Genomic DNA, 301 nt, shown 5'->3' on the forward strand with positions numbered 1-301 from the left:
CCGGTGCCCGAAGTCACACGATGCACCAGTCCGGGCACCATCGTTCAGTTCTCGCCGTGCGGGCCGCGTCCCGCTCCGGCGAGCCGACGCCGGTCCCTCCCGCCCCCCCGGCCCTGACCTCGCTCTCCACGGGATCGGACCACTGCCCAACGATCGTCTACGAAAACCACTCCACGCTGGTGACCGACCTCGCCTGCCATATGTACCAGTTCGCCGTGCGCACCGAGATCGAGATCTTCGACCTGTCGCATCTGCACGGTGCCGCGCGTCTGGTGGAGGCCGGCTTGATCGACGGACGCCC

The 301-nt window shown here is 68.4% G+C and carries 1 protein-coding gene; it reads left to right on the forward strand.

Annotated features, from left to right (window positions below; translation table 11 throughout):
* Positions 1 to 20 precede the first annotated feature (20 nt).
* Positions 21 to 301, forward strand: a 281-nt coding sequence (locus MKK54_RS24440) for a 3-keto-5-aminohexanoate cleavage protein (protein WP_409564243.1), incomplete at its 3' end; no start/stop codon positions are given.

This window comes from Methylobacterium sp. J-068 (genome assembly GCF_022829445.1).
In the GTDB taxonomy this organism is placed as follows: Bacteria; Pseudomonadota; Alphaproteobacteria; order Rhizobiales; family Beijerinckiaceae; genus Methylobacterium.